This window comes from Streptomyces sp. NPDC056231 (assembly GCF_048270745.1).
In the GTDB taxonomy this organism is placed as follows: domain Bacteria; phylum Actinomycetota; class Actinomycetes; order Streptomycetales; family Streptomycetaceae; genus Streptomyces.
In genome coordinates, this window is the sequence record NZ_JBLVKW010000103.1 from 1 (window position 1) to 21,136 (window position 21,136).

The following is a 21,136-nucleotide window of genomic DNA, read 5'->3' on the forward strand; positions in this document are numbered from 1 at the left end:
ACGGATGCCTGGCTGGGTCGACAGGGAGCCTGATCTGCCGCGGGTACGTTCGGCGGGGCGGTGGCTGGCAACACCCGGTCGCTTCTTTCCTGGAGTGGGTCGGGATGTCGGTGAAGACCAGCTGGCGAGGGCAGCAGTTGAGGAGGCCACAGCCGCGTCGGGCTGGTGCAAGGTCATTGGTGACTGGCGGTGGGACGAGCCTGCCGTCCCGCTGGATGTGCTGAAGGCGACCGTGGAAGCGGTGCACTCCGTCGGTGGGCGAGTTGCCGTGCACTGCCAGACCGGCGAGGGCTCGCGGAATGCCGTCCTGGCCGGGGCAGACAGCCTCGAACACGGGATGCACCTCGATCCGGCGCTCTTGGACCTGATGGCCGGGCAAGGCACCGCGTACGTACCGACCCTCTCAGCGTTTGCCGAGAGTGCTGAGATCTGGCAGGGCCGAGAATCCAGCGCACGGCGCTCGAACTGGCTCGAGGGCTGGCAGGGGATGATTGACAACGTTCGACTGGCGCACGAGGCGGGCGTCACCGTCCTCGCCGGAACCGACACCTTTCCCTGCGGCACGGTCGCCATGGAGTCCCAATGGCTGCTGCGGGCGGGGATGCCGACCGAAGAAGCAATCGGGGCCGCCTCGTGGACAGCACGGGACTGGCTCGGGCTGCCTGGCCTGATCGACGGAGCGCACGCCGACCTTGTCGCGTATGACCAGGACCCAACCGCAGAGCCAGAAACCCTCGGGCGACCAAAGCGAGTGATTCTTCGTGGCCGGATAGTGCGCTGACACCCACTCACTTCTTGTCCGCATGTGCCTGTTCTCAGTTTGCTTCGGCGCCTTCGGCCTGCGCCCATGCACGGGTGCTGGCGAGTCGGCAGGAGTCGGTGCCGGTCTCGATGACCGTGCCATAGAAGGTGAGCTGACCGACGATCGACGCGTTCAGCTCTACCTTCAACATCCGAACCATGACCAGCACCTTTCACCACCAGCAGCATCCCGGTGCCGCTCCGGCAAGAACCCCGGTGCCTCCCAAACTGGTCAACACCACCTACCCGTGGATTGGGGCGCCTCCCAAGCCCATCGACAAGTGACGTCACTACTGCTCGATAAAGCCACCCTGCCTGGCGGGGAGACCCAATGGCATCGCATCGCACTCGAGGTGACCGTCGGCCAGGACTGGCCCCGCATCTGAACCCTGCGGGTCGCCGGCTTGATGGGTTACATGGCCTGCGACGTGAACCGCCAGACGGCGTGCTTCAGTCCACCACGTTCGTGCCTGAGATCGGCGGCGGTCTCCTCGTACACGGTTCGCAGCTGCTCGTACCGGAGGCCCGAGACGCCGGTATCCGCGGCGGAGGCACGCAGATGTACCTCCACGGCAGTCTGTGATCGGGGGCGGTCCGGTCAGAGCACGCCCAGAGCGATGAACAGCGCCGCCAGTCCGGAGACCACCGCGGCCGTGAACAGCGCCAGGCACACGAGCAGCACGAACGCCCCGAAGACGAGCATGGCGATGGTGCCGCGGCCGACCGTCGAGGCATCATCGGCCAACGGGTCGTACAGGATCTCCACCCGGTCCGGGCCCCCGTCCGCGCCCTTGTGCCGACGGACCGCGCCCTGCGCGTCGGTGAACTCGTATTCGAACTGCAGGATGGAACTCTCGCCGCTCGGAACCGAATAGCGGCCCACCAAGGTGCCCTCTACGAGGATGCCGCGACAGCGCAGCCCCCACGCCTCACGCCAGAGCTCCCAGCCGGCACGGACCCCGTGCCGAACGGGGACGGCCAGGGAGCCGAACAGCCAGCACAGCGCGCCCAGGAACATTCGGTCGGAGCCGAAGGCCGCGGCGATCGCCATGCAGGCGAGCACCAGCCCGTACAGGGCGCCGGCGATACGCGGGGCGAGCCGACGCCAATCCAGGTCCGGCCTGGGCATCCGCTCCTCGGACACCAGCTGCGCGCCGTCGGTTTGGGGCTCGGTGTCGTCCCGGACCGGCAGGGCCCGCCGGAGCCCTTCCGCGAACGCGTGGACCGCGTGGGCGCTCCGGCAGGTCAGCGTCCAGGTTGTCGGCCCGGCCGTCTCCCCGCCGGTCAGGACGACGACGAGCCTGCGTCCCCTGCTGCCGACGGTCTCCACCCGCTCGATCGCGGCCACAGGTATACGGCGGCGCACTCCTTCCAACTCCAGGACCAGGACGCCCGCTTCCAGCCGGGCCGCAGAGCGCGCCCGTCCGCGCAGGATCACGGGGGACGACATGTTCGAGGCCATGCGGGCAGCCTAGGCCCCTACTTGTGGTCCCCTTGCCGACCAGATGAAGAGAGCGGCGGCGAGGTGGAGATCAGATAATCCGGAGGAAACGCCCTGGCAGGCGGGACTGCCACATCGAGGCCCGGTCCCACGCGATCCTGGCCGAGCAGGTCTGCCGACCACGTACCCGCTCGAACGTTTGGGCGGGGAAAGTGGCGCTGTTGGTGGGGAATTACGTGACCGCCGACACCATGCGGGATTTCGCAGAAGTCAGCTGCACCGAGAATCCCGAGCTGGGAGTTCTCATCTGACCGGGCACCCCGTAGCTCAGCGCAAGATCCCCAGACAAGCTCGACATAGGGACTGAATCATGCCCAGCGCATCCCGATCCTCGACAGCTGCTCCATCCTCTCCGATGAGAGCGTCGCGGCCCGGCTGCGTTGGTTCCCGATCCAGGCCCCCAGCCGCAGTTCGCGCTGCTCCTGGTCCTCGCCGACGATCCGTTCGACGTGTTTGCGGGGCACGCGCAGGTGCCCTTCGCGCTCGTAGAACTGGGCGGCCGCTGCCAGGATCAGCACCCATTTGTCGGCCTGCGTGCGGCGCGGCTTCGGCTTCTCGTCCTCGCCGGCGGGTTCGATCCCCAGGATGTGCTCGCACATCCACTGCTGTACGCCGGTGAGTTTGTCCCACCCGAAGCGCTGGGCACGCACCCACCGCCCGAGGTCCTCCCCCTGGTGCACCACGGCGCCGGGTTCGGTGGGCAGTTCGCGGCCGGTCTCGGCGAGGTGTTGCCGGGTGAGGTGGAAGGCGCGCTGCCATTCCACGGGCCAGAGCGGGCACCACGACGGGTCGATCTCCTCCAGCTGCTCGCGCCGCTCGTCCGGCAGCGCCCCGGCCGCCGACGCCACGGGCAGGCCCTGGGCACGCCGCTGCTCGGCGCGCGCCGGTTGTCGGCGATCCACTGCCCGAGCGGGAAGTTGGCGAGCGAGGCCGGCGACCCCCCGGCCTCCGCCGCCTGGTCCTCGCCGCCGGGCACCCGGTAGGTGAAGGGCACCTTCAGGTCGCCGTGCTCGCGGGCGTAGATGACGGCGGCCTCCACGCCCCGGCGCCAGTGCTCATGCTCGGGGTTGAGGACGCGGAGGTTGATGAACGCCGCCAGCGCGGCGGGGTCGCGGGGTGTGGAGAACTTCAGTAGAGCCTTGGCGGCACCGCTGACGCCTTCCCGTGCTGCGCCTGTTTCCTCGTTCTCATCCCCCCGTTTGCGGACCTTTGGAGAGCGGCTTGGTGCCTGCCGCTCCGCGAGGGCCTCCACGATCCGGGCGTCGTGCGCCCTGAGTGCCTCCAACAGCTTGGCCAGCCCGCCGTATGCTCGGGACGTGAGCATGTTGTCCGCCGTCTCGCCGGGCCCCAACAGCACGGGCACCACGAGGGACGCCATCTTGCCCTCGCCCGGGTGCATCCGCAGCGCCCGCCCCACTGCCTGGACCAGGTCGGGCATGGAGCCGCGCACGTCCGCGAAGTACACGGAGTCACATCGGGACGTATCAACGCCTTCTCCGAGGACTTTCACGGACCCGAGGTAGCTCTTCTCCACGACGGTGCCGTCCGTTGCGATGCCGTCGGCGAACTCCGCAAGGATGCGCCGCCGGTGGTTTACCCGGTGCTCGCCGCATAGCCAGTTGGCCCAGATGGTGCGCGGGTACAGTTCCGCTTCGGCGGCGTGCAGCACCGCTTATGGCCGGTCGGCGTACCGGTGCTCCTGGAATACCAGGAGGTGTTCGGCCAGTTCCGCTGCCGTGGCGTAAATCTGGGACGTGACCACGACCGCTGCCTGGTCGGCGGTGTAGATATCCGAGGGCTGGGGGAGGGTGCGCCGTTCCACTCGCCGTCTCTTCTCGTGATCACGGTTTCAGCGTGGGGGTCAACGATCAGGCGGCCGGCTCGGCATCGGCCATCTGGTCAGGTACCTGCGTCCCGTGTGCAGACCCAGCGGATGTGCGGTTCTCCTGCACCCAGGCACGGATGAACTGTGCGGGTTTCGTGGGACGTTTGTTCTGTGGAAAGGATCGGCGGGCGGCGGCCCCTGGCACTCAGCCGATGTCGCGGGCCGGGAGCCGGGGGCCGTCTGCGTGGCGGTGCGGGACATTCCTGCGGCAACCTTCGGGTGTACTCGGCGATTCCTCGGATACCCCGTATCCCTCAAATTATATGTCCGAAATGCGGCCTTGGTTCGGGTGCTCAGGGGGTTTCGTCGTGGTCGGGTTCCGGCTTGGGCTGGCGAACTGTTTCGCTGTGTTCGTCGGGGCGGGCGGCGCCGGGCTGTGGTCCGTCACCGCGTTCGGTGTGGCTGCCGGCGATGGCGTCTGGCCGGGTGGTTGCGGGTCCGGTGCCTTCTGACCTGCGCGATCAACCCGGCAGGGCATATCAGGCAGGTGCGGGGTGGTGGCGAGCGCGAGCGTCGCGACCGTCATGGCAACGCTGGCGGTAGTGCCGGTCCATGCGACCGCGAGGGGCAGCTGGTGCGGAATGGGTAGCCAGCGGGCGAGTGTGTCGGTGGCTGCCAGCGTGGCCGCGGCGGGTAGTGCTGCGGCGTCTCCTCGATATTGCCGCCGCCCGACTCATCTTGCGTGATCTTGACCGAGCGTCCACCAGCGGAAAGGATCTGCTGTTTGGGGGTGGTTCTGGATGCAGACCCAGGTGATTCGGCGACCCGCGTACGTGTGGCTTCCCGTCGCTGCGGGGATCGCGTTCTACGTGTGTGCGGTTTTGATCATAGGTCCGCTGGACGAGGAGCCAGCGGCGGCGTTCGCGGTCGCCGGTCTGACCGTCTTCTTCTGGGCGCTTGGATGGGACTCTGCCATCCGCAGCACTGACGACCATGTGTCGATCACGAACTTTCTCGTGACGTCGACCGTCGCTTGGACCGATGTCGAGGAAGTGACCGTGCACGACGGCCTGACCATCAAATTGAGAGACGGCCGCCCGATTGGTTCGGTCGCGTTCGGTAGTTCACTGCTGGGAGCCTTCACTGGCTATTCGACCCACCAAAGGGCGTTTCGGCTGCTCCGGGAAGCCCACCTCAAAGCGCTCCAGACGCAGGGGAGCACCAGCGAGGGGCAGGCCCTGCTCAACTGGTCCTTTGAGTGGAAGCGGCTCCTCTGCGCGCTTGCGGTTGCCTACGGTCCACTCGCAGCCATCTTCGTCCTTGTGAAGTGAGCGGGAGCGGCGGAGCAATTGTCAAATCATGTGGATGAGTGAAACTGAAGGTGCGTTCTGGGGCTGTGGCTCGGGTCAGTTCCGGCCCGCGAATTGCTCGATTGCCTTCTGGATCTCGGCCTGCATGGTCGGGCTGCCGGTGTGTCCGGCGTCCTCGACGATGACCAAGCGCGCGTCCGGCCAGGCCTGCGCCAGTTCCCAGGCCGTCATCGGCGGGCAGCCCAGGTCCTGACGGCCCTGGATGATGACGCCGGGGATCCCGGCCAGCCGCCCGGCTTCCTGGATCAGGACGCCTTCCTGCAGCCATGCCGCGTTGCTGAAGTAGTGCGCGCAGATCCTGACGAACGCCTGCTGCGTGGCTGATGCCTGGTTGCCGTGGTCGGTCGCGGTGCCGTCCTGCTCGACGGTGAGGACCGTGTCCTCCCAGGCCATCCAGTCGGCCGCAGCTTTCGACCGGACCTCGGGATCCGGGTTCTCCATCAGCCGCGCGTAGGCGGACAGCAGGTCGCCTTCGCGGTCCGCCACCGGGACGCCGTCGCGGAACCGCTGCCAGGCCTCGGGGGCGAATCGTCCGGCGCCCCGGTACAGCCAGTCGAGCTCCGAGCGTCGGGATGTCATCATGCTGATCAGGATCATCTCCGTGACGCGCTCCGGGTGGCGCTGGGCGTAGGCCAGGGCTAGCGTCGCGCCCCAGGAGCCGCCCTTGACCAGCCACCGGTCGACGCCCAGGTGCTCGCGCAGCAGCTCCATATCGGACAGCAGGTGCTCGGTCGTGTTGAGGCTCATGTCGGCGGCCGGATCGGCGGCATGTGGCGTGCTGCGACCGCAGTTGCGTTGATCGAACCGGATGACGCGGTAGCGCTCCGGGTCCCAGGCGCTGATCGGCTTGGCGCCGCCGCCTGCGCCCGGTCCGCCGTGCAGGTTCACGGCGGGCTTGCCGTCGGGGTTCCCGGAGACGTCCCAGTAGATGCGGTTTCCGTCGCCGGTGTCGAGCATCCCGCGGTCGTAAGGTTCATAGGGCGGGTAAGGGCTAGTCATGTGATGAGAGCGTAGTGACTGGACTTGCTGGTCACGCGGCCACGGTGGCAGGGCGATGGGAGTTCCGGCAGCGGGGTGCTCGGCCGGGGTCGACACTCGACGGACCTTGAGTGCGCATCCAGCCGCAGTGATCTCCTAGGCGGTGAAGCAGTCAGGGCGGGCCGCTTCGAGCGCCGCTACCGCGGCGGGTATCGCCTGATGGTCCGGTGCCATCGGATCTCGCCTTCGTGCCATTCGTCGGTGGGCGTGAGCCCGGCGGCAGTGGCGACGGCGGCGGATGCCCGATGTTCGGGGTGGATGTGGGCGATGACGGTGTGCACCGGCTGCCGGCTGAGGCAGTCGACGAGTCCTCGGGCTGCTTCGGTAGCGATGCCCTTTCCCTGCCATGGGGTCCCCACCACCCAGGCGATCTCGGCGATGGGACCGTGGTCGGAGGGGCTGACCGTCGCCTGGACGGTGCCCGTCAGGCAGAACTCGTCACGGAGCAGGATCACCCAGTTCAGCCAGGACACGGCCGGGTCGGGAGAGCCTGCGGTCATGCGCTGGTAGCGCGAGCTCAGGGCTTGCGGGTTGTCGGGAGTGCCGCCGGTGAAGGTGTGCAGGTCCGGATCGGACAGCACCACGGCCATCTCCTCGGCGTGCTCGACGCGCAGCGGCAGCAGGTCCAGCCGCCTGGTGCTGAGGCCCCGGGCCGCGAGGGCGCTCACGCCGCGACCACCTCGGGGCGTTCGACGATCTGCCCGCGTTCGAAGCGGGCTCCGGCGCGGACGAGAGCGACGAGGTGGGGTGCGTTCACGGCCCGCCACCGCTGCTGGGCGGACTCGACGAGTTTGAAGACCATGGCCAGGGCGGCGGTGCGGGAGCCGGCCCCGCGGGTGACCTTGGTCCGCAGCCGGACGGTGGAGAAGGTCGCCCGCGGCTTCGTGGACGTGCTTGAGCGCCATCCGTGCCCCCACCACGCCATCGTCGAGCGTCGACCAGAACGGGTGCGTCGCCACTTCGGTGCTCAGCCGGAGCGGCTCCGCCTGGAACCGGCGCACCTCTGCGGCCTGCTCGGCGGACCCATGCCGCCCAGGCCGTGCAGATCGTGCGCCGCCGCAGGACCATCACCACCGACAGGGTCACCCTGCAACGCGTCTACGCGGTCACCGACCTTGCCGCCCACCAGGCCGACGCTCCCGAGATCGCCCACCACGTGCGCGAACACTGGGGCATCGAGAACAAGATCCACCACGTGCGCGACACCACCTTCACCGAGGACGCCTCGCGCATGCGCACCGGGACCGCACCCCGGGCCATGGCCACGCTGCGCAACCTGGCCATAGGCGCCCTCCGCCTCACCGGCTACAACAACATCGCCGCCGGCCTGCGCAAACACAGCCGCGACGCCACCCGACCCCTGACGACCCTCGACATCACCTGATCCGATCCGACAGCCCCCTCAACGAACCGCCCCCGGGCTGACACGATCCAGCCATGGGAAACATCTACGACTACTACGCGGCCACCGACGACAGGCAAGCCCTCGCGCTGTTCGAAGACGACAGCATGGACGACCCATTCGGCACGCTCGGCCTCAAAGGAGCAGACCCCTACCTGCTCCTCGGAACCGTCGAAGCCCACCTGACAGGAGTATCCGAGGAGCAAGTGGAAGCTGACCCCCGCTTCTGCGAACTGCTCAACGACCCCGAGCACGAAGGGCCCTGGCTCGTCTCGCTCACGGACACCCTCCGTGACGCCCTCGCAGCGGCCACCCCGGAGCGCCTGCTGGAAACCGCCACCGCATGGACCCACACCGAGGACGGTGGCGGGCAGGACCCAGGGCTCTTGGCCGACTTCCTAGAACGCCTCGGCGAACTCGCCCGCGACGCCGGGCCGCGACGACGCCTGTACTGCGGCATGTCCCTGTAGGGAACCGCACATCGGGAACAAAGTCGGCGGCATCAGCCGCCGCGGTGATCAGGGACTCGACACCTCGTGATCACCCGGAGGCCGCGACTGCCTCCGTTCGATCCCGGTCGACGAACTCAACAACCACACCGGCTATCTGAACCAGTATCAACCCGGACAGATCCTCTGAACGACGCCGCCCTGCGACTCCGGCCGCGGCGGGTGATGATCTGCGGGCTTTTGCCGGTGGTGGTTCGGCATCGTGATGTCAGTTCGGTGGTGCGGTGTCTGTGCTGTTCAGCTGGTCGTGGTGAGTGGTTCGAGCGATGTCAGAGATGCCGATTTGGGGCTGACGTTTTTGGTGATGATGCGGGTCAGTTGGTTGCTGATCGGTACATCGTGAGTCACTCAGCAGCAGGACCGCGCAGCAGTCCTTGCTGTCCCGCACGCCCCAGCCCGTGCCCTGCTCGATTCGCTGGATCTCCCTGGCCAGGCAGGCGCCGGGGCGGCGGCCCTCGAGGAAGCCCGCGCGCCACCGCTGCGGTCGTCGACCGCAGCGGCAACCTGCGTGAACCACGCCGGTGATCCGAGCCGTGCCTTCCGTACCACTACGTACGGGACCCTCGTGAGCTCGAGCGGCTCCCACGCCAGCGGCACCGTATACAGCGACGTTCTGTACGTGCCCTGCACGTAGTGAGAAATTGGAGGGCCTGGTGGTCGTCGAATTGGTCCTCGGCTCCAGGCCTCCACTCGCCGTCGAGAGGATCGACCGTGCCCCCCGACCACGACATGCTGTGGCGTCGTTGCGCTCATCTGGGCCGTGTCGTGCTGCCGTTGGTAGACCAGGAGCCATGGCGGCAGGCTCGTCGCCACGAGAACCTGCAGGCCTGGGGCATCGACACGACGGTGGGCGAGCGACTGATCGAGTTCTTCGCAGCTCTGGCGACCCATGCTGTCGCAGTCGACACTTCATTGTCCGCCACAGAATTAGATGATCTGTCCCTCAAAGCCGTGGCCGACGCGGCGACCGGCAAGCGAGACTACGAACTGCTCGCCGGGCTCCCGAAAACCTTCGCCGACGAACGTGACGGACACGCCGTCAACGTCTTCCGCCTGCACATATACAGGGGCGGCCAGTCCAGCCATCGACTCACCCAGCTGAGCACGGAACTGCGGCATGCACTGCTCGTCCTCGCCGAACGCGCGCCGACACGGTTACCCACGTGTGGGGACGTCTTCCGCCGGGCGGCCGAGGCCGGTCTGCCGCTCTGAGTGCCTGCTTTCGAAGTTCCGGTGGGTGTTTGCCCAGCTGCGATCTCTCGGTTTCGTGTCAGTGAATGGTGTGACAGTGGCGGGTTCCCCGTGTGTTGCCTGGACGTACTGGTCAGTGAGTCATATGTCGGGCTCGCCGGAGGTGCTGCCACTGTCATGAGATGAGAGATCGGTGGTGTCGGTACTGTCACCGGGCTGTATAGGCGCAGGTCGCGTGCTGACACGAAATCGAGAGATCGCAGCACCGCCTCGGGTGCTGCCGAAAAATAGATCGTCAGGGTGGGCCAAGCCTCCTACCGTTCCGCCATGCAGATCGTTGTGACGCTGGACTGTGTCGACACTGAAGCGCAAGCGAACTTCTGGCTCGCCGCGCTCGCCCCGCTGGACTACCGGCGCGGCTTCCATGGACCTCCCTACCTGAGCCTGGTCGGGCCCGCTCCTGCACCAACCCTTCTCCTGCAGCACGTCCCAGAACCAAAGCAGGGCAAGAACCGCTGTCATGAGATGAGAGATCAGGGGTGTCGGTCCTGTCACCGGGCTGTATAGGCGCAGGTCGCGTACTGACACGGAATCGAGAGATCGCATTCGTGGGTTGTCGCACCCGTAGGCGGCGTCGGACGCAGCGGCCTCCTGCCGCTGCGTTCGGTCAGGTCCAGAGGCGTTGTTTCTCCTTCCGCTGGGCGGCCACGTCGGGGATGACGGCGATGGCTTCGGTGAAGCGGCTCTGCCGGATCAGCCGTTCGGCCAGGTCGGTTGCGGCCCGCTTGCCGGGCAGCGGGCGCAGGAGGGCGATGGCCTCCTCGACGCGGCCGTCCTGGGCGAGCAGCCAGGCGATGGTCATCTCGCGGTCGTCGACCTCGCTGGCCGGCAGTGCCTCGATCTCCGCGATCGCTTCTCGGGCGCGTCCCGACTCTCCCATCAGCCACCACCGGTTGGAGCGGAGCCAGGATGCCTCGTTCTCCGCGAGGAACTCGGGGCTGCGTCCTTCCGTGAGTTCAAGGGCCTTGTCGTGTAGGCCCTGGTCGGCGAGCAGGGTCAGGGTTGGCTGGAGAAGGTTTTCGTCGTAGAGGTCGTCGAACGTGTGCTCCACTGACTTGACGGCTTCATCGAACCGACCCTGGCGGATGAGCAGCCCCATCAGCGTGCTCTCGTGCCAGCCCGGATGCTTGGCGGCGATGAGGTCGCGCAGGTACGCCTCCGCTTCTCCGGCTCGGCCCAGGTTCTCCAGGGCCGTCACGTACGGGCGTACGGCGGCGTACCTCTGGGTATCGGCAAGGTCGCGAAGTTCCTCGATACGACCGTGTCGGGCCAGCAGCTCGGCATAGAACTCGACGTTGTTCTGCGGCCCGTATCGGCGTGCGGCCACGTCCGCGCCGAGCAGCCGGATTGCCTCGTCCGCGCGGCCGGACCGCTCCAGGACCCGGGCCTGTGCGGGCAGGACGTCCCACAGGTCGTCGTAGTACTGCTTCGGGTCGTGCCGGAACTCCGCTGCGATCGGGGCCAGCAGCTGCAGCACGCGCTCGTCACATTCCTGGTCTCCGGTCATCTCCACCAGGGCCCCCAGCACCCGCCTGCGGCGCAGGTGCGGACCCAGTACGCCGATCGCGTCGTCCACCCGCACGGCCCGGACCAGCGCCTCGGCATAGTCCCGCCACGCGTCGACTGCGTTCTCCCGCGGCCCCTGGGGATGCGCCAGCTCCAGCGCCTGGTCGACGCGGCCCCACCGCAACAGGACCTCGGTTCCCGCACGCACCCCCGGCTGCCAACCGGTGGCCGCGAACGGCTCCACCACTGTCCAGGCCCGCCCGAACTCCCCCATCGCGCACAGTCCCCGTACCGCACCCGCAGCGCAGAACCAGTCCTCACGTACCCGCGCCGCCTCCACCAAGGCCGCCAGGCCGCTCCGCGATGCGCTGCGCCGGGACCTGCCGGGCCAGGCGCACCACCCTGATAGCGGGATCGTGCGGATGCACCTTGTGCATGCGCACGGGCCACCGATGGTGATACGCCCGCACCTGCTTTCCCTGCCCAGTCGCGTCAGTGGTACCCGTCCGCGCAGGAGTACCGCCTCATCTGGCGCGGCCCCTACATCAAGGGGCCGGCCGACGCGCCCCTCATGCTGGGCGAGAAGGTCTACGTAGCTGATCACCGCTGAGGTGCCGTTCGGCCTTGGCGCATCACATTGCCGATGGAGGACTGCATGCGCGGATCACGGACCGTCGGCATGCCCTGAGTCAGGGCGCGCCATGACCGGGCAAGAACCGACCCCGGGTTATTACGACCTGCACATTTGACCATTAGTCATCAGCCGCTGGATTGCTGTCATCATGAGGGTGCATCAGCCGCTGACCAGCTGGAGTACTTTCCGTGACAGCACGTCGCCTCGCTCCCATCGCCCCGATCGCTACCGTCCTTCTCATTGCGTCACTTGTCGGGTGCAATCCAGGCGTAGCGGATTCAGGATCCGACTCCAAGCCGTCGGCCCTGGCCTCCCAGTCGGGCAAGGCGTCCGCAGCACCCGGCGCACCTGCAGGTGGCAATGACCTGCCCCTGGCCGAGGCCATAGCGAAGCTCCCCGCTGGGACTGAGGACCGCACCGGATACGAGCGCGACAGCTTCCACCTGTGGGTCGACGCCGACAAGGACGGCTGCGACACCAGGAAGGAAGTCCTGATCGCGGAAGCGGTCAAGGCCCCGGAGCAGGGACCGTGGTGCGCGCTGACCGGCGGCGAGTGGCTCAGCTACTACGACGAAGTCACCGTCAACGCGGCCACGAAGCTCGATATTGACCACGTTGTACCGCTCGCTGAAGCGTGGGACTCCGGTGCCTCGAAGTGGGATGCCGACCGCCGCGAGCAATACGCCAACGATCTCGACGCTGAACGCTCCTTGGTTGCCGTCACTGCGAAGACGAACCGGTCCAAAGCCGACCGGGATCCGGCCGAGTGGCTGCCGCCGGCCGCCTCCGCGCAGTGCACCTACGGCGCCGACTGGGTCGCGACGAAGCTCCGCTGGAAACTCACCGCGGACGACAAGGAGCGGGCCGCGCTCGAGAAGCTTGCCAAGGGCTGCTCCGACACGGTTGTGAAGTACGAGGCCGCTCCCTAGTTGGCAGTCGGGCGTGGCACCCTCACCGCAGTCGGACCACGGTGAGGGTCCCGTGTCGGCCCGACCCGGCCAGCAACTCCACGACCATGTCGGTCTCCACCCGCGTGTATGCGGTCGAACTGGTCAGGATGTTGTCACGTTAACGGGTGCTTGAGCATCTGACGCTGTGCCGGGGTGTTCCGGGGTGCGGTCTTGATGACTGGTTCAGGCCGCGGCGGGCAGGCCGATGCCGCCGGTGACGTGGTCCCAGATGGTGAAGCGGAGGGTCATCTCGAATCGGTGTTCGGCGGCTGTCCGGAGGTCGCGGCAGACGCGGAAGTGGGGGCTGATGCCGCTGAACGCGGACAGGAACCGTTGCGCGGATCCAGGCGAGCGGAAGCCCTTCATGGCGCGTTCGCGCTGGCGGGTGGGCTGGTGGGAGTTCTCGGCCCGGTTGTTCAGCCCCTTGTGGGCGCGGTGCTCGACCGAGCTCATCAGCGCGCGGTGGGCGACCGGGTAGCTCTTCAGCTTGTCGGTGACCAGCACCCGGGGCACGCGGCACTGCTTCTTCATCAGCTTGGCCAGGAACCGCTTGGCGGCCTTCGCGTCCCGGCGGGACTGGACCAAGACGTCCAGCACGTTCCCGTACTGGTCGACCGCCCGCCACAGGTACTGCCGCTCGCCGTTGATCTTGACGAAGACCTCGTCGAGATGCCACTTGTCGCCGACCGCGGGGCGGCGCCGGCGCAGTCCGTCGGCGTAGGACCGGCCGAACTTCAGGCACCAGCGGCGCACCGTCTCGTACGAGACGATCACGCCGCGCTGGAGCATGAGCTCCTCGACCTCGCGGAAACTGAGCGGGAAGCGGAAGTACACCCACACGCAGTGCGCGATGACCTCTACCGGGTACCGGTGACCCTTGTACGACGGCGACGCGACCGACACGACAAGCCCTCCCCAGGCACGATCAACCCGAAGATCATTTCACTCCGTCAGCCAACGTGACAGCACCCGTGGGAGACCTCGATGCCGCGCTCCAGCATCAGCTCCTCGACGTCGCGCAGGCTCAGGGCGAAGCGGTGGTACAGCCACACGCAGTGCGCGATGACCTCCCGCGGGAAGCGGAAACCCCGGTACGACGGCGCGTCCACGAGCAGCCCCTCCAGGCGATCCGACCGGACGGATGATCCTGTCACCGGAGAAGGGCCCCGCTCAACCTGACAACACCGTCGTGGCTGATCAGACGGGGATCCACTCAGGCCACTGTGGCGGGACGTTACTCACGGGGCAGAGGCCAGAGTCGCCGGGATAGCCATCCAGCGTCCCTTGGGTCGCGAAGAACCACCATGCCAGCCACACCGTCGCAACGACCACCAGTAGCGTCGGCAGTGAAACGCGGACCGCCGTTGCCGCGTGAAGCACCAGGCGTCGGCCGATGGCCCGCGCCACGAGTCCAACGAGTGCTTCGGATCCCACGAACAGAGGCAGCAAGAAGTTGAGTTCGAAGCGTCCGCCGGCCTCGTAACCCGCGTCGCAGTACGCGCGCGCCCAGACGGTCAGCGACCAGGCGACGAAGCCCACAGCAGCTCCGAACAATGCGGACACCGCCCAGGGGAGACAGGAGTTGGATCTCGGCTTGGCTGCGTCCACGACATGACACGACATCGAACACGCCATTCACGGTTCCGAGATGGGCGGGTGAGTGTCTAAGCTTTTTGTTTAACCTCGCCGGTTCACCTGACCTGCTGATCTTGCCTCCTTCGTGAGACAGCAGGGCGGCCGTTCTTCACGCTTCGAGGTGTCGAGCAACGTCGCGTGAAGGAACGGCCGCTGTGAAGAGTCTGGCTTCTGCAGGTCCCGCTGACGCCGCGCTGAGCGTGCTGTCCCACTTTCGTGTCGAGTTCTACGACTGCCTCTACTCCCGTGCGGATGCGCTTTTCGAGCTGACCGACGCAGTGCTGTGCGCCGATGGTCCGGTTGTTTCGGCTCCGTGATCGAGGGGTGCGCGATGGCGTCGGTGCTGGGAATGCTGGAGGAGCGGGAGACAGCGGCCCGGGTGCGGGTGGAGGGGCTGCGGGAGGAAGTCGCGCGGCTGGCCGGGGTGTTGGAGGCCGCGGAGATCGAGCTGGACCGGCGGGTGATCGCGCGGGAGGAGCTGCGTCCGTAAGGTTTTCTCAGTGAAATGATCTCTGTGAAGTGGTGATCCGAGGAGATGGGGCGGAGCGGACGGGGTGCACTCGGCTCCGGAAGCGTGAAGCCCCTGGTAGGACGGTTCTCACCACAAGATCGTCTGTGACAACCAGAGGCTTCACGTTGGTCACCTATGCTGCCACGACGTCCCGCGCCACATCGTCGAGTTCCTCGCCCGACTCCTCACCGCCCATCGCCGACGGATCGGGACCCCCGCGGTTCGCGTGCGCTGGGATCGCTCCGCCTTCGGGGAACCCGCCGCTGCGGAAAGGGCGGGGCCGGAACTGCGTGAACGCTGTGCGCCCGGGTGCGTCTATCTGACCCAGCGGGTCTCCACGACGCCACAGGCGTAGGCGGCCGAGTGGGCGGCCCGGTAGTTCCGCGTGGCGAGCCGGGCCCCGAAGACGCTGGTTCCCGCGCCCGCGAAACCGGGGTTGGTGAACAGCCGGAGCTCGTCGGCCAGGTCCTCTCGCAGCAGGGAGGAGACCAGGCCGGCGCCACCAAAGCAGACCAGGTCTCCGTCGGCCTGTTGCTTCGCATGTTCCACGGTGTCGGTCAGCTCGCCGTTGAGCACCGTGGTCCGTGGCCAGTCGAGTTCGGGCCTGCCCGACCGGCTCACTACAAACTTGGGGAGTGCGCCGATGGCCCGGCTGAACTCCCAGTCGGGGTCGCCGGGATGCTGCTCCGCCATCCGGCCCCAGTGCCCCAGGTAACCCTCGTCCGCCATGGGCCGGCTCAGTAGGATGCCCGAGGCACTCGCGAGCAGGCCGTTGAAGGCCGCGCGGAGGTCCGTGCTCCACGGCCAGTCGGGGCCCCAATTCCACAATTGCCAGTTGGCGTCGGACAGGCTGCTGTCGACGTAGCCGTCGATGGAGATCTGCATCGCCACAGTCAGGCGGCTCATGATTCTTCCGTCCCTTCGTCATGGTCAGGACTGCGGATGGCTCGGAGGCCGTCCCCAGTCTCACCCAACAAGTGCCAGCTGGACTCACCTGTGGGGCTCAAGAACACGAACCATCCTCTGGCATTGAAGTCCTTCGCCGTGAGGAACCTGAAGCCCAGGTCCCTGAGCAGCGGCTCTTCCCTGCCTGGGATCGTGATGCGTGATCTTGTCCACGGTGTACGCCGTCACCCGTCGTCTGCTGTCGCTGCCCGTGTTGCTGCTCCGACGTGACGTCTCCAAGGAGGCGGAGCTGCTGGTGTTGCGGCACGAGAACGCGGTCCTGCGCCGACAGGTCCCGCGCGTGCGCTACGAATCAGCCGACCGCCTGTGGTTCGCCGCGCTCTCACACGGGATACCGCGTCGCCGCTGGGTCCAGGTCGTCCCAGTCACCCCGGCCACGCTGCTGGCCTGGCACCGCAAACTCGTCGCGAAGAAGTGGGACTACACCCAACGGCGGCGACCCGGGCGTCCGCCCACGGCCCCCGCAGTCAAAGCCCTGATCCTGCGCATGGCGGCCGAGAATCCTGGATGGGGCCACCGGCGCATCCACGGCGAGCTCACCTGCGTCGGCCACCAGGAAGGCGTACGGCGAGCGGGAGAACACCCGGCTTGGCCATGTCCGTGAGCTGCGGCAGGTCCTGGAGTACACGGAGTTCGCCGAGGCGGAGGCGGAGCTGCGGGCGTGGGTGGACGCGCGGGCCTGGACGACCGGGGAGGGGCCGAAGGCCCTGTTCGACGCGGCGGCGGGGTGGCTGCGTGAGCGGCGGGTGCTGCTGCCCGGGGTAACGACGCTGGCCCGGCTGGTGGCCGCGGTGAGGGAGGCGGCGAACCAGCGGCTGTGGGACACCCTCTACGGGCTGCTGAGCACCGGTCAGCGTGCGGTGCTGGACTCCCTGCTGACGGTGCCGCCGGGCGCCCGGGTGTCGGAGCTGGACCGGCTGCGCCGGGATCCGGTGCGGATCTCCGGGCCGCAGATGAAGTGGGCGCTGGAGCGCGCGGAGGAGATCGCGGCCTTCGGGATGGGCGAGCTGGACGTGTCCGCGATACCGCCGCGGCGGCTGGCGGAGCTGTCACGGTACGGGGTCGACGGCAAAGCGTCGCTGCTGCGGCGGCACGGTGACTCCCGGCGCCTGGCCACGCTGCTGGCCACTGCGGTTTACCTGACGTCCCGGGCGGTCGATGACGCCCTGGACCTGCTGGAGGTGCTGATCGCGACGAAGCTCCTGGCCAGAGCGGAGCGGGAGACGGCGAAGGAGAAGCTGAAGACCCTGCCGCGCGTGGAGAGGGCGTCGGCGAAGCTGGCCGCCGCATTCCAGATCGTGTTCGACACCACCAGCGAGCAGGTCGACACTGACACCGGGGAGATCAGCCCGCCCGAGGTGGAGACGCTGGAGGCGATGCGGGAGCGGATCGAGCAGGTGGTGCCCCGGAACGAGCTGGCGGCGGCGATCGCCGCGCTGTTCGAGCTGACCCCGCCGCTCGACTCAGACGCGGACGAGGCATGGCGGGCCCAGCTGGTCACCCGGTTCGGCACCGTGCGGCCGTTCCTGAAGCTCCTGGTGACGGTGGTCGACTTCGGCGCCACGCCCGAGGGCCTGCCGGTCCTGCAGGCGCTCAAGTCGCTGCCGGACCTGATGGGACGCAAGAAGGTCGGCCCGGCGGAGATCGACACCGGCCTGCTCACCGGGTCGTGGCGGCGCCTGGTGCTCTCCGCGCCGCACCTGGAGCCGGGCACGGTCGACTGGAAGGCGTACGCGTTCTGCGTGTTGGAGCATCTGCACCGGATGCTGCGGAGCAAGCAGGTGTTCGCAAAGAACTCCTCCAAGTGGGGCGACCCCCGCGCGAAGCTGCTGGACGGAGACGCATGGGAGCAGGCCAAGCCAACCGTTCTCGCCTCGCTCAACCTCCCCGCCGAGGCGGGTGAGCACCTGGCAACGCGGGCCGCGCTGCTGGACGGCACCTACCACGAGGTCGCCGCACGGGTGCCGGCGAACTCCCAGATCGTGTTCGATGACGACGGCCGCCTGCACTTCGCCGCCCTGGAGCCGGAGCCCGAACCTGCCTCCCTTCGCCAGCTGCGCGAGGCAGTGGAGGCGATGCTGCCCCGTGTCGACCTGCCGGAGGCCCTGCTGGAGGTGTTCTCCTGGACCGGCGCCGACCAGGCGTTCACCTCGGTCACCGGCGGCGAGGCCCGGCTGAAGGACCTACACGTGACGATCGCCGCGCTCCTGGTCGCGCACAGCTGCAACGTCGGCTACACCCCGGTCATCGGGGCCGCGGACGCGCTGAAGTACGGGCGCTTGTCCCATGTCGACCAGACGTATCTGCAGCTGTCGACGTACCGGGCCGCGAACGCCACGCTGATCGACTACCAGGCAGCCATCCCGCTCGCGCAGGCGTGGGGCGGCGGCCTGGTCGCCTCCGTGGACGGCATGCGGTTCGTCGTCCCCGTGCCGTCGGTGTACGCGCGGCCGAACCCGAAGTACTTCGGGCAGCCCTCTACGACCGCGACGGCGGCAAACGCCCGGAGATGATCGTTACCGACCGCCTCGTACAGCGACATTGTCTTCGGGCTGCTCACCTTGGCGGGGTTCGCGTACGCGCCGCAGCTCGCTGACCTGCCGAACCAGAGGATGTGGCGCATCGACCGCACCGCCGACTACGGCGCCTTCCAGGACACGGCCCGAGGTCGGGTCGACCTCGCCAGGATCGAACGCCACTGGGAGGACATCCTTCGGATCATCGGCTCCATCCACACCGGCGCCGTGCGCGCGTACGACGTGATCCGGATGCTGTCCCGCGACGGCCGCCCCACCCCGCTCGGCGACGCGATCGCCCACTACGGACGGATCGCCAAGACCCTGCACATCCTGCGCCTGGCCGACGAGCCCGGCTACCGCAGGCAGATCAAGAGCCAGGCGAACCTCCAGGAGGGCCGCCACTCCCTCGCCCGGAAGATCTTCCACGGCCGCTCAGGGCAGCTCTACCAGCGCTACCAGGACGGCATGGAAGACCAGATCGGCGCCCTGGGCCTGGTCCTCAACGCCCTCGTGCTGTTCAACACGCGGTACATGGACGCCGCGGTGAACCAGCTCCGGGCGGACGGCTTCGACGCCCGTGACGAGGACGTGGCCCGACTCTCGCCGTTCGTTCGGCACCACACCAACATGCTCGGCCGGTACTCGTTCCAGCTGCCTGAACTGTCCGGCAGGCTGCGCCCGCTGCGGGACAAGGACGCCACCGACGACGAATAACACCAAGGAGCAGCGGTCTCGGAGGTTTCCGATCGGCACACGAGATCCTCGATAACCTTGCTCTCCACAGCGGGACTTGGGCCACGTGGCTAGGGGGATTACGTATGCCGAACTCTTCAGGCACCACCGGCGGAAATGCGAGCGGAAGCTCTGCGGCCAATGGAGCGGGTGCTCAGCCCCCTGCTGCCGCACAAGCCGCGCAGGGGGCACCAGGGGCCCCCGCACCGGCTCCACAGTCCCCTCCGACTCCCTCCACCACGCCGCCGCCGGGGACAGCACCAACGCCAGCCGGTTCGTCGGCCACCCCGTCGGCCTCGGCAGGGGCGCCGACCGCGCCTTCGGCGAGCGGCACGCCGTCTGCACCTGCCAGCGATCCGGAATCGAGATGGAGGCACAAGCCCAACCTCATCGGCCTGCTGACCCTGGTCGCCACCGTCGTGGGCATCGTTCTCGCGATCTATTACGGCAACGACTCCTCCGAGTCGGGGCAGTCGCAGGCGAAGAGCGGAGATGTACAAGCAAGCACGGGTGTGTCAGAGGCGGCCCGCCAGCCCAATCTCAAGGTCGCGAGGATCGCCGCCTACATCAAGGAGGGCATCGAGGGCAAGGAGCAGACCGATGAGGGACAAGAGGCCCTCACGGATCTGCGGGGCCCGCATCTGGACATCACGTTTGAGAACCGAGCCCCTGGTCCGTCTCTGATCACCAAAGCTACGCTGCGGGTTCGTGAGGCCGGAGTACTGACGGGGTGCCATCAGATCGGAGGCGAGCTGGCGATCTCCATGAATTACGACTTCCCCCTGCCCGACGAGCTGCCGAAGACGCCTTATGAGCAGTCGAAGGACATCAGCTTCACGGTCGAGGACAACAAGCTCGATCGCCTGACCCTCACCATGGGGCCGGAGAACCACGGATGGAAGAACCCGTGGTACGGGGTGGTAGACATCGTCTTCGAGCACGACGGGACCAAGACCACTGTCGGCCCCATCGCTGTGGTTGACACAGGGGGCGATGCTGAGTTCTATCCCGATGGCGACACGTGGGTCATCGAGAACATCAGTATCCCCACTTGTTTGGATGAGAACGCTGCTCTGGTGGACCGCCTCATGAGCATCCCTGATGTCACAGTCTCGAAGGAATTGAAGACGCTGCGAGACAAGCTCACATCGATGGGCCACTGATTCCCCGCACGGGGCCCTGGCAGGCCACCGACGGGCACGCTTCAGCGCCTGCTGTCGCCGGGGGCGAGCAGGCTGGTGACCTCGGCGATCGCCTCCGCCGAGGGGTGGAAGTAGCGCCGTACGTTCTCCGGCTTCTTGTGCCGGGACTTCGCCATCAGCATCGGCAGGCTGGCCCCGGCCTCGCCGAGGTGCGTGAGGCCCGAATGCCGGTACTCGTGAAGGTCCCAGCCCGTGCCCGGCGCCCCGCCGACCGCAGTGTGGGCGTCGAGCAGGGCACGCGCCTGCCCGTACGACAGCCGCACCAGCCCGGTGTCCGGGCAGACGTCACGGGAGCTGAGAACCTTGCCGGGGCCCGGCTTGCGGTGGGTGACGAACACCGGCCCCCGGGTACGGCCCTTGATCAGCCGGGGCAACAGGTGGGCGGTGCCGGCGTCCCAGAACACGGTCTCCAGCACGAAACTCCTCGCGCGGGGCGCCCCGGCGCCGGGTCCGCGGCCGGGCACCCTTCGCTTTCGCCGGGGCCCGGCGCCCGGCCAGGTCCAGCTCCTCGATGTTGACGCCGAGGATCTCCTCCGCCCGCGCGCAGGTCTCGTAGAGCATCCTGTGGGGCTCGTAAAATCATCGCTGCTGGTCAGCACCCGCCTCCAGGGTCGTCTGTGGGGACTTGTAATGCTGCCCTGATGATCGTGTCCCTGCTCTACCGCACCGTCCGCGCACTGTTGTCCGTCCCCGCGGTCCTACTGCGTCGAGACACCGCCAAGGATGCCGAACTGCTGGTGCTGCGGCACGAGAATGCCATCCTGCGCAGGCATGTGAAGGGCAG

Annotated in this window: 22 protein-coding genes and 6 pseudogenes; 13 read left to right on the top strand and 15 right to left on the bottom strand. The window is 67.7% G+C overall.

The window, feature by feature from the left end:
* The coding region (locus ACNPQM_RS39310) for an amidohydrolase family protein (protein ID WP_418087729.1) at positions 1-781 on the top strand (781 nt) is incomplete at its 5' end.
* A gap of 34 nt (positions 782-815) precedes the next feature.
* Here the strand turns inward: ACNPQM_RS39310 and ACNPQM_RS39315 are convergent.
* Positions 816-938: pseudogene (locus tag ACNPQM_RS39315) on the bottom strand (AAA family ATPase); the annotation flags it as partial.
* 22 nt (positions 939-960) lie between these two features.
* On the opposite strand from ACNPQM_RS39315, the gene ACNPQM_RS39320 reads away from it, so the two are divergent.
* A complete protein-coding gene (locus ACNPQM_RS39320; protein ID WP_418087730.1) occupies positions 961-1,086 on the top strand; it encodes a hypothetical protein in 126 nt (41 codons plus the stop codon).
* Between the two features lie 127 nt (positions 1,087-1,213).
* Here ACNPQM_RS39320 and ACNPQM_RS39325 read toward each other — a convergent pair whose 3' ends face one another.
* The 5 genes and pseudogenes from ACNPQM_RS39325 to ACNPQM_RS39345 form a co-directional block, all read right to left on the bottom strand.
* Positions 1,214-1,372, bottom strand: a complete 159-nt coding sequence (locus ACNPQM_RS39325; RefSeq protein WP_418087731.1) for a hypothetical protein — start codon at positions 1,370-1,372, stop codon at positions 1,214-1,216.
* Between the two features lie 27 nt (positions 1,373-1,399).
* The gene (locus ACNPQM_RS39330) at positions 1,400-2,263 is read right to left on the bottom strand and encodes a hypothetical protein (protein WP_418087732.1); all 864 of its coding nucleotides are present in this window, start codon (positions 2,261-2,263) and stop codon (positions 1,400-1,402) included.
* Between the two features lie 347 nt (positions 2,264-2,610).
* Positions 2,611-3,204, bottom strand: coding sequence for a helicase associated domain-containing protein (locus ACNPQM_RS39335; protein ID WP_418087733.1), 594 nt, complete (start codon positions 3,202-3,204; stop codon positions 2,611-2,613).
* 29 nt (positions 3,205-3,233) lie between these two features.
* Positions 3,234-3,971 (bottom strand): annotated as a pseudogene (locus ACNPQM_RS39340) (helicase-related protein); the annotation flags it as partial.
* A gap of 3 nt (positions 3,972-3,974) precedes the next feature.
* A complete protein-coding gene (locus ACNPQM_RS39345) occupies positions 3,975-4,124 on the bottom strand; it encodes a hypothetical protein (RefSeq protein WP_418087734.1) in 150 nt (49 codons plus the stop codon).
* A gap of 803 nt (positions 4,125-4,927) precedes the next feature.
* On the opposite strand from ACNPQM_RS39345, the gene ACNPQM_RS39350 reads away from it, so the two are divergent.
* Positions 4,928-5,458, top strand: coding sequence for a hypothetical protein (locus ACNPQM_RS39350; protein ID WP_418087735.1), 531 nt, complete (start codon positions 4,928-4,930; stop codon positions 5,456-5,458).
* Positions 5,459-5,533: 75 nt separating this feature from the next.
* Here ACNPQM_RS39350 and pip read toward each other — a convergent pair whose 3' ends face one another.
* From pip to ACNPQM_RS39365, 3 genes and pseudogenes are all read right to left on the bottom strand, one after another.
* The gene (pip, locus tag ACNPQM_RS39355; RefSeq protein WP_418087736.1) at positions 5,534-6,496 is read right to left on the bottom strand and encodes a prolyl aminopeptidase; all 963 of its coding nucleotides are present in this window, start codon (positions 6,494-6,496) and stop codon (positions 5,534-5,536) included.
* Between the two features lie 176 nt (positions 6,497-6,672).
* On the bottom strand, positions 6,673-7,203 hold the full coding sequence (locus tag ACNPQM_RS39360) for a GNAT family N-acetyltransferase (RefSeq protein WP_418087737.1): 531 nt from the start codon (positions 7,201-7,203) through the stop codon (positions 6,673-6,675).
* Positions 7,200-7,439, bottom strand: a pseudogene (locus ACNPQM_RS39365) (IS256 family transposase); the annotation flags it as partial. The gene ACNPQM_RS39360 and the pseudogene ACNPQM_RS39365, both read right to left, overlap by 4 nt.
* A gap of 135 nt (positions 7,440-7,574) precedes the next feature.
* On the opposite strand from ACNPQM_RS39365, the gene ACNPQM_RS39370 reads away from it, so the two are divergent.
* The 4 genes from ACNPQM_RS39370 (at position 7,575) to ACNPQM_RS39385 (ending at position 10,204) form a co-directional block, all read left to right on the top strand.
* Positions 7,575-7,919 carry a hypothetical protein gene (locus tag ACNPQM_RS39370; RefSeq protein WP_418087738.1) on the top strand — a complete coding sequence of 115 codons (345 nt, stop codon included), beginning with the start codon at positions 7,575-7,577 and terminating at the stop codon, positions 7,917-7,919.
* Between the two features lie 53 nt (positions 7,920-7,972).
* Positions 7,973-8,407, top strand: a complete 435-nt coding sequence (locus ACNPQM_RS39375) for a hypothetical protein (RefSeq protein WP_418087739.1) — start codon at positions 7,973-7,975, stop codon at positions 8,405-8,407.
* A gap of 750 nt (positions 8,408-9,157) precedes the next feature.
* Positions 9,158-9,658 carry a hypothetical protein gene (locus tag ACNPQM_RS39380; protein WP_418087740.1) on the top strand — a complete coding sequence of 167 codons (501 nt, stop codon included), beginning with the start codon at positions 9,158-9,160 and terminating at the stop codon, positions 9,656-9,658.
* 306 nt (positions 9,659-9,964) lie between these two features.
* Complete coding sequence (locus ACNPQM_RS39385; protein WP_418087741.1) at positions 9,965-10,204, top strand: VOC family protein; 240 nt, start codon at positions 9,965-9,967, stop codon at positions 10,202-10,204.
* A gap of 100 nt (positions 10,205-10,304) precedes the next feature.
* On the opposite strand, the gene ACNPQM_RS39390 is transcribed toward ACNPQM_RS39385, so the two are convergent.
* Positions 10,305-11,546 (bottom strand): hypothetical protein, encoded by a 1,242-nt coding sequence (locus tag ACNPQM_RS39390; RefSeq protein ID WP_418087742.1) that lies wholly within the window; start codon positions 11,544-11,546, stop codon positions 10,305-10,307.
* Positions 11,547-12,025: 479 nt separating this feature from the next.
* Between ACNPQM_RS39390 and ACNPQM_RS39395 the strand changes: the two genes are divergently transcribed.
* Entirely contained in the window at positions 12,026-12,766 is a 741-nt protein-coding gene (locus ACNPQM_RS39395; RefSeq protein WP_418087743.1) for an HNH endonuclease family protein, read from the top strand.
* Between the two features lie 204 nt (positions 12,767-12,970).
* On the opposite strand, the gene ACNPQM_RS39400 is transcribed toward ACNPQM_RS39395, so the two are convergent.
* The 3 genes and pseudogenes from ACNPQM_RS39400 to ACNPQM_RS39410 form a co-directional block, all read right to left on the bottom strand.
* Entirely contained in the window at positions 12,971-13,690 is a 720-nt protein-coding gene (locus ACNPQM_RS39400) for an IS6 family transposase (protein ID WP_418087744.1), read from the bottom strand.
* Positions 13,691-13,758: 68 nt separating this feature from the next.
* Positions 13,759-13,902: pseudogene (locus ACNPQM_RS39405) on the bottom strand (IS6 family transposase); the annotation flags it as partial.
* 82 nt (positions 13,903-13,984) lie between these two features.
* Complete coding sequence (locus ACNPQM_RS39410) at positions 13,985-14,326, bottom strand: hypothetical protein (RefSeq protein WP_418087745.1); 342 nt, start codon at positions 14,324-14,326, stop codon at positions 13,985-13,987.
* Positions 14,327-14,577: 251 nt separating this feature from the next.
* Between ACNPQM_RS39410 and ACNPQM_RS39415 the strand changes: the two genes are divergently transcribed.
* Both ACNPQM_RS39415 and ACNPQM_RS39420 read left to right on the top strand, forming a co-directional pair.
* Positions 14,578-14,739: a hypothetical protein gene (locus ACNPQM_RS39415; RefSeq protein ID WP_418087749.1), complete on the top strand. Its 162-nt coding sequence runs from the start codon at positions 14,578-14,580 to the stop codon at positions 14,737-14,739.
* 14 nt (positions 14,740-14,753) lie between these two features.
* Positions 14,754-14,912: a hypothetical protein gene (locus tag ACNPQM_RS39420; protein WP_418087750.1), complete on the top strand. Its 159-nt coding sequence runs from the start codon at positions 14,754-14,756 to the stop codon at positions 14,910-14,912.
* 336 nt (positions 14,913-15,248) lie between these two features.
* Here ACNPQM_RS39420 and ACNPQM_RS39425 read toward each other — a convergent pair whose 3' ends face one another.
* Positions 15,249-15,839 (bottom strand): dihydrofolate reductase family protein, encoded by a 591-nt coding sequence (locus ACNPQM_RS39425; RefSeq protein ID WP_418087746.1) that lies wholly within the window; start codon positions 15,837-15,839, stop codon positions 15,249-15,251.
* 199 nt (positions 15,840-16,038) lie between these two features.
* Between ACNPQM_RS39425 and ACNPQM_RS39430 the strand changes: the two genes are divergently transcribed.
* The 3 genes and pseudogenes from ACNPQM_RS39430 (at position 16,039) to ACNPQM_RS39440 (ending at position 20,313) form a co-directional block, all read left to right on the top strand.
* On the top strand, positions 16,039-16,503 hold the full coding sequence (locus ACNPQM_RS39430) for an integrase (RefSeq protein WP_418087747.1): 465 nt from the start codon (positions 16,039-16,041) through the stop codon (positions 16,501-16,503).
* A gap of 1 nt (position 16,504) precedes the next feature.
* A pseudogene (locus tag ACNPQM_RS39435) lies at positions 16,505-19,132 on the top strand (Tn3 family transposase).
* 437 nt (positions 19,133-19,569) lie between these two features.
* Positions 19,570-20,313 carry a hypothetical protein gene (locus ACNPQM_RS39440; protein WP_418087748.1) on the top strand — a complete coding sequence of 248 codons (744 nt, stop codon included), beginning with the start codon at positions 19,570-19,572 and terminating at the stop codon, positions 20,311-20,313.
* Between the two features lie 41 nt (positions 20,314-20,354).
* Here the strand turns inward: ACNPQM_RS39440 and ACNPQM_RS39445 are convergent.
* Positions 20,355-20,916: pseudogene (locus ACNPQM_RS39445) on the bottom strand (site-specific integrase); the annotation flags it as partial.
* Positions 20,917-21,136 lie beyond the last annotated feature (220 nt).